This is a genomic window from Daeguia caeni, from assembly GCF_042653845.1.
In the GTDB taxonomy this organism is placed as follows: domain Bacteria; phylum Pseudomonadota; class Alphaproteobacteria; order Rhizobiales; family Rhizobiaceae; genus Brucella; species Brucella caeni.
This window is the reverse complement of sequence record NZ_JBHSEL010000013.1, coordinates 1-6,377: the sequence shown is the minus strand read 5'-3', so window position 1 is coordinate 6,377 and position 6,377 is coordinate 1. Positions and strand designations below refer to the sequence as shown.

The window sequence follows — 6,377 nt, the reverse complement described above, 5'->3', positions numbered from 1 at the left end:
ATGCCGATCTCGCGCAGCGCATGTCCGATCGCGGCGTGCGCATCCTGCAGGCGACGGACGCCGGCGAGCTGCTGCCGCGCATCGCCACCAGTTCTGACTTCTTCGAATGCCGCTTCTGCCCATGGGCCAAGCGCTGCTGGGAGCAACCCGTATGAGCGACGAGCATGACGACGACATGACCGGCTCCCCGAAGCCGCCCGTCAGCGGCGAGATTGTTCACTTCAATCCCTGGCGCGACTTCAACGATGCGCCGGGCCAGATCGACGTGTTCGGCGACGAGCCGGACCCCGAGCAGATCATCCAGTTCATGGATGTGGTGTTCGGCTACTGCGAAGGCCTGATCCCGGTCCGCAGCTTCATCGACAAGGGTCAGGGATTCGATGGCCGCCCGCACAACATCTGGATCGACGCCGACAACACCGTGGCCGAGAAGATGGCGACCTTCGCCAGCTGGGCCGGCCGCGAAGGAGCTGCCGTCTATGTCATCCCCGGCACGGTCGCCGCCAAGGGTCAGGCCAAGGCCGTCGACATCTTGCAGATGCAGACGGTGGTCGTCGACATCGACACCGGTGACATTGCCGCCAAGCGCGCCCATCTCGAACGTCATCTCGGATCCCCGACCATGGTAGTGGAAAGCGGCGGCGTAACGCCTGAGGGCCAGCGCAAGGCCCATGTCTGGTGGAAGCTGAGCGAGCCCGCCGAGGGCGATGACATCGCCCGCGTCTGCCGTCTGCGCGGCGACATCGCCGCCAAGATCGGTGGCGATACGCATTTCCGCTCGGCGCATCAGCCGATCCGGGTGGCCGGCTCGGTCTATTACAAGAACAGCCTCAAAACGCAGGTGCGCATTGTCGAGCTGAACACCGACCTCGAGCGCGATCTTGAAGAATTCATCGAGGCCGTCACCGACATGCCGCCGGCACCGGGCATCTCGCTGCAGCCTGACTTTTCGGCGCCAGGCAAACCCGCAGTTGCCGATGTGCTGGTGACACCGGTGCGCGAAGGCGCCCAGGATGACTGGTCGCGCTTCGAGGGCGCCTCCGCGGCCATCGGCCATTTCATCCGCATGGTACATGATGGCCGCTTGTCAAAAGACGAGGGCTGGCAGGCAATCTGCGAATACAACGCCGCCATGCTGCGTCCCGCCTGGCCGGTGGAACGACTGAAGCGCGAGTCCGAGCGGCTCTGGGCCATCCATGTCGAAAAGCACGGGCCCCCGTTCATGCGCCTCGACAGCGCGGCCCCTGTTCCAAGTGAGCTTCCCACCTTCACTCTGGGCGCGCTGCTTGATGATACCAGCCCCATGCCGGACGACATCATCGCGCCGCGCGTGCTGACGCCGGGTGGGCTCATGGTATTGGGCGGCGCACCGAAGGTCGGCAAGAGCGACCTGTTGATCAGTCTTATCGCCCATATGGCGGCCGGCGTGCCCTTCCTTGGGTTCACCCCGCCAAGGCCGCTGCGCATCTTCTATTTGCAGGCCGAGATCCAGTATCACTATCTGCGCGAGCGCATGCAGCACATAAGCCTGCCGCCGGAAATTCTCGCCGCCGCCCGCGACAATCTGGCCGCTACGCCCAAGCTGCAGATGCTGCTCGATGACGAGGGCAGCGTGCGCGTCGCCGCGGCAATCGGGCGCGCGTTTCCAGTCGATCCGGTCGACATCATCTGCATCGATCCGATCCGCAATCTCTTCGACGGCGGGCCGGATGGTGGCGGCGAGAACGACAACGACGCCATGATGTTCTTCCTCAAGGATCGGGTCGATGCCCTGCGCGATCATATCGATCCCGATTGCGGCGTAGTTCTTGTCCACCACACCAGGAAGCTCACCAAGCAACAGGTGAAGGACGATCCGTTCCTCGCGCTCTCCGGCGCCAGCGCCCTGCGCGGCTTTTACACCACCGGTCTCATCCTGCATCGGCCGGACGAGGACTCGTCCCAGCGCCGGTTGGAGATCGAACTGCGCAATGGCCCCGCGCTGCCCGCCAAGGTGGTCGACAAGGTCAACGGCCAATGGGTCGAACTCAACCCGATGAACGAGCGGCTGGTACGTGCAGAAGTAGGCGCCAAGCACGATGCTGAACGTGTGCGCAAAGGCGATGTGATCCTGCAACTCCTCTTCGATGAGGCCCGTTCCGGACATCTTTATACCGCTTTGCAATTCGCTGAAGCCTTCGAGAACAAGGCCGGGCTTGGCGGCAAGGACACGATCCGGGAGCGGATCAGCGTGCTTGCGACCAAGGGATTCATCAAATTCGTCCGTGATGGCACGCCGTTCGGGTTGCCCACCTCAAGGTCGAAATTTGGCTATCTCTGCGTCGAGGGCATGAGGTTTCCGACCGGCGAAGTCGACGCCGATGCCGAGACGGGTGAGATCGTGCCCGTTCTGAATCCTGTGCTGCCGACCATCTACAAATGTCCGCAAAGCGGCGCGGCGCTCCCGGTCGAGAACCCGACCGTATGGGTCTATCCGGAGGGTGTCGAATGATCATCTGGCACCGCGTCCCGTATTGCGCAGCATTGCGCAGCTTCAAGTTGGGGAAGTTGGGAAGTTTTCTCCCAACTACCTGCGCTGCATTACTGCCGATTTCGCAGGCTCGCGCGCCAGCAAGTTGGGAAGGCCTTTCCCAACTACCTTTGATCTTCCGCGCACCATCACGCTGTGACACGCAGCTTCAAGTTGGGAACGGCTTGAACGTTTCTGGCCTCCACAACTTGATTTTATCAAGCAATCACAAAGACTTGCCTGCCTTTTCAAGTTGTGGGGGTGAAACCCACCCTTACAGGGTGGGGAGGAGGACGCCCAGCGTAGCCGCTGGCGTCTCCTCCTCCCTCTGCCCGGTTCGGGAAGGTCCGGCGTGTCTTCCGTCCGTTAGCAGTAAGAGGTGAACCATGAATCAGCGACATGTCGTGCATGCGCTCAACTTTTCCAATCCTCCACAAGTAGGCACGGTGCTGCTGCGCGAAGGACAGCGATACGAACTGCTCGAAATCCGACCCTACGTCCGACGCGATGGAAAACAGACCTGGCTGCTCGTCTGGCAGTCCCACTGTGCAGATTGCGATCGCGCGTTCGAGGTCATCACCGGCATCAAGACCTCCGTCGGCAACCTCAACCGTCGTTGTTCAATCCATCATAGTCCAGGGCGAGCCGTCTCGGCCGCCGGTGTTGCACGCCGCAATCGCTTTCTACGCCGCAAGGCATCTCGCAAGCCGTGAGCGCAAAGATCCCGACCAGACGACGGTGGCCCGTACCGCCAAGCACATGACCCCCGTCGTCTTTGATCAAGACAGCTAACCACAAGGAGACCGCAAATGGCTGATCCAACTCAGCGCATTGAGAACAGCAGCGCAATCCCCGCACTCCCCGTCGCGATGGCCCACCATCGCCCGATCCTCGCCCTCGACCTCGGCACCACCACCGGCTGGGCATTGCGCGATGGCGATGGCCTGATCACCAGCGGCACCGTCTCGCTGCGCCCGGGCCGCTTCGATGGCGGCGGCATGCGCTACCTGCGCTTTGCCAACTGGCTGGCCGAGATCGACCGGCTGTCCGGGCCGATGGCCACCATCTGGTTCGAAGAGGTCCGTCGTCATCTGGGTACTGACGCCGCCCATGTCTATGGCGGGCTTATGGCGATGCTCACCGCATGGGCCGAGCAGCATGGCGTGCCCTATCAGGGCGTTCCGGTCGGCACCATCAAACGTCACGTGACGGCCAAGGGCAATGCCGGCAAGGAGGCGGTGCTTGCCGCCGTCCGTGGGCGCGGTTTCAGCCCAGCCGATGACAATGAGGCCGATGCCATTGCCATCCTGCTGTGGGCGATCGAGACGAGCGGGGGGCTGGCATGATAGGCATGCGGTTCACCCCGAAGGGCTACGGCGGTCAGCGCCGAGATCCCGAGCAGGTCAAGCGTGAAGGCTGGCAGGAACAAGGCATCCTCGCGGTCTCCGCCGATGACGACCGTCTCACTTGGCCCGAGCGCGAACTGGTGCGTCAGCTGGGCGAGAAGCTCTATGGTCCGCGCCCTTTGGGCCGGGAGGCACGCCATGGCTGACCGCATCTGGACCGCCGACGACGTTGCCGATCATTTCGAGGAGGCGTTCCGCACCTTGCGTAAGCTGCCACCGGTGAAGGCACAGGGCTACTTCAACATCTGGCCCGACATCGTACGGACCAACCGCGAGATCGCGTTCATGGAACCCGAGCCGATGCGGGTGTGGCCCTCGTCCGCGGCGATCACCCGGCTCGAGCAGACTTTTGATTGGATGCCGTGGATCGACGAGGGCGAGCGCAAGCTGGTCTGGAGACGCGCTGCCCGTGTGCCCTGGAAACTAATCAGCCATGAGCATGGCTGCGATCGAACCACAGCGTGGCGGCGCTGGCAGCTCGCTCTCACCAAAATTGCAGCGCGGCTCAATGCGCGGTGACTCCAATGTGTTGCAACACTTTTCTATGCAACAAACGAGGGCAAATCAGCTATAGTTTCGACTATGCTCGGGAGAGTAGCGCCTGCGATGGAGATGATCCATCGCAGGCGTTTTCGTTTCCGGCACCATCGTTTCTAATCATTGAGATCAGCACCATGGCCGTTCGTCCACCGATCCACCGTCCCGTTGGCCGGCGCGAAAAGCGTGAGCGTGACCAGGACTATGCGCGCCATCGCGATCCGGTGGCCCGTGTGCTCTATCGCTCGAAGCGATGGCGAACGGAACGCGCGGCCTTCCTGCACGATCATCCGCTGTGCGTGGAATGCGAGCGCCATGATCTGATCCGACCGGCCAGCGTCGTCGACCACGTCGATCCGCATGGCGGTGACGAAACGGTGTTCTGGGATCGCAGCCGCTGGCAGGCGCTGTGCGCATCGTGCCACGGCAGGAAGACGGCTGCGAAGGATGGCGGCTTCGGCAATGCCCGGCGCTGCTGATAGGCCCCCCGGGGAGGTCAAATCTCTGGAGAGTTCGACCCCAGGACCGCGCGCCACCAAACACGCATCCGTGGCCAAAATGGAGCATGGGGGGGGCGCATGACCAAGCTATTGATTTTATTGGATACGGAAAATGGCAATCGCTGAAACCGCGCACATCGGCGCCGACGACCACGCACGCCAACTTTCGGTCGAATACCGGCCGCTCGACAGCCTGGTGCCCTATGCGCGCAATGCCCGCACGCATTCGGATGCGCAGGTGGCCGAGATCGCCGGGTCGATCCGCGCCTTCGGCTTCACGAACCCGGTGCTGATTGCCGAGGATGGCACGCTGATTGCCGGTCATGGCCGCGTGCTGGCGGCGCGCAAGCTCGGTATGGAGACGGTGCCGACGATCGTGCTGGCGGGACTGTCGGAGACGCAGCGCCGGGCGCTGGTGCTGGCCGACAACCGCATTGCCATGAATGCCGGCTGGGACGAGGAGCTGCTGGCGCTCGAGCTCTCCGACCTGCAGGAGGCCGGCTTTGACGTTGGCCTCACCGGCTTCGGCGACGACGAGTTGCAGAACCTGCTTTACGGCAGCCATGACGAACAGGATGGGCTGACCGAGGACGACGCCATTCCGGAAGTTCCGGCAACGCCTGTCACACGGCGCGGCGATCTGTGGCTGCTGGGTGATCACCGGCTGCTGTGCGGTGATAGCACCTCGCCGGAAGATGTTGGTCGCCTGATGAACGGCGAACGGGCGGCGCTGTTTGCCACCGATCCGCCCTACCTGGTCGACTATGACGGAACCAACCATCCGACGAAGAAGAATGCCTCGGCGCGGGCGAAAAGAATAGCTAACAAGGATTGGGGCGAGGATTACATCGAGCAGCCGCACTGGGATGATTCCAGCCAGGGCCCACAATTCTACGAGGCCTTCTGCAAGGTGGCGATCGAGCATGCCATTGCCGAGGATGTGGCATGGTACTGCTGGCACGCCTCGCGCCGCCAGCGCATGCTGGAAACGGTCTGGGATCAGTTCGATGTGCTGCATCACCAGCAGATCATCTGGGCCAAATCCCGCCCGGTGCTGACCCGCTCGGTGATGCTGTGGGCGCACGAGCCCTGCCTGTTCGGCTGGGTTCGCGGCAAGAAGCCGAGGATCAACCGCGAGGGCTTCGACNGGTTCGGGCTCACAGCTGATCGCCGGCGAGAAGACCGGCCGCCGCGTGTATGGCCTCGAACTGTCGGAGGCCTTCTGCGATGTGGTCGTCAAGCGCTGGCAGGCATTCACCGGCAAGGCGGCCACGCTCGATGGCGACGGCCGCCGTTTTGATGAGATCGCCGCCGATCGAGTGCCTGATGCCGGGTCCGCGACCTGTCCGTCGTCGAATGATTTGAGACTATTTGTGTTTTTGAAGATTGGAGTTTCCGGCTCGGTTTGGGGTTTGATTTAAGCGG

The 6,377-nt window shown here is 62.8% G+C and carries 7 protein-coding genes; all 7 read left to right on the top strand.

Annotation, left to right across the window (positions count from 1 at the left end):
* Window positions 1-151: 151 nt before the first annotated feature.
* Window positions 152-2,491 carry an AAA family ATPase gene (locus ACFO1V_RS01180; RefSeq protein WP_374834608.1) on the top strand — a complete coding sequence of 780 codons (2,340 nt, stop codon included), beginning with the start codon at window positions 152-154 and terminating at the stop codon, window positions 2,489-2,491.
* A gap of 404 nt (window positions 2,492-2,895) precedes the next feature.
* Window positions 2,896-3,222, top strand: coding sequence for a hypothetical protein (locus ACFO1V_RS01175; RefSeq protein ID WP_109988921.1), 327 nt, complete (start codon window positions 2,896-2,898; stop codon window positions 3,220-3,222).
* A 156-nt stretch (window positions 3,223-3,378) separates the two neighbouring features.
* Complete coding sequence (locus tag ACFO1V_RS01170) at window positions 3,379-3,855, top strand: crossover junction endodeoxyribonuclease RuvC (protein ID WP_374834610.1); 477 nt, start codon at window positions 3,379-3,381, stop codon at window positions 3,853-3,855.
* Window positions 3,852-4,061: a hypothetical protein gene (locus tag ACFO1V_RS01165; protein ID WP_374834606.1), complete on the top strand. Its 210-nt coding sequence runs from the start codon at window positions 3,852-3,854 to the stop codon at window positions 4,059-4,061. Before ACFO1V_RS01170 ends, ACFO1V_RS01165 begins: the two co-directional genes overlap by 4 nt.
* Window positions 4,054-4,434, top strand: coding sequence for a DUF6362 family protein (locus tag ACFO1V_RS01160; RefSeq protein ID WP_374834604.1), 381 nt, complete (start codon window positions 4,054-4,056; stop codon window positions 4,432-4,434). The genes ACFO1V_RS01165 and ACFO1V_RS01160 overlap by 8 nt, the downstream gene beginning before the upstream one ends.
* Window positions 4,435-4,589: 155 nt before the next feature.
* Window positions 4,590-4,931: an HNH endonuclease gene (locus ACFO1V_RS01155; protein ID WP_374834602.1), complete on the top strand. Its 342-nt coding sequence runs from the start codon at window positions 4,590-4,592 to the stop codon at window positions 4,929-4,931.
* A gap of 133 nt (window positions 4,932-5,064) precedes the next feature.
* Complete coding sequence (locus tag ACFO1V_RS01150) at window positions 5,065-6,252, top strand: ParB N-terminal domain-containing protein (RefSeq protein WP_380075028.1); 1,188 nt, start codon at window positions 5,065-5,067, stop codon at window positions 6,250-6,252.
* Window positions 6,253-6,377: the final 125 nt, after the last annotated feature.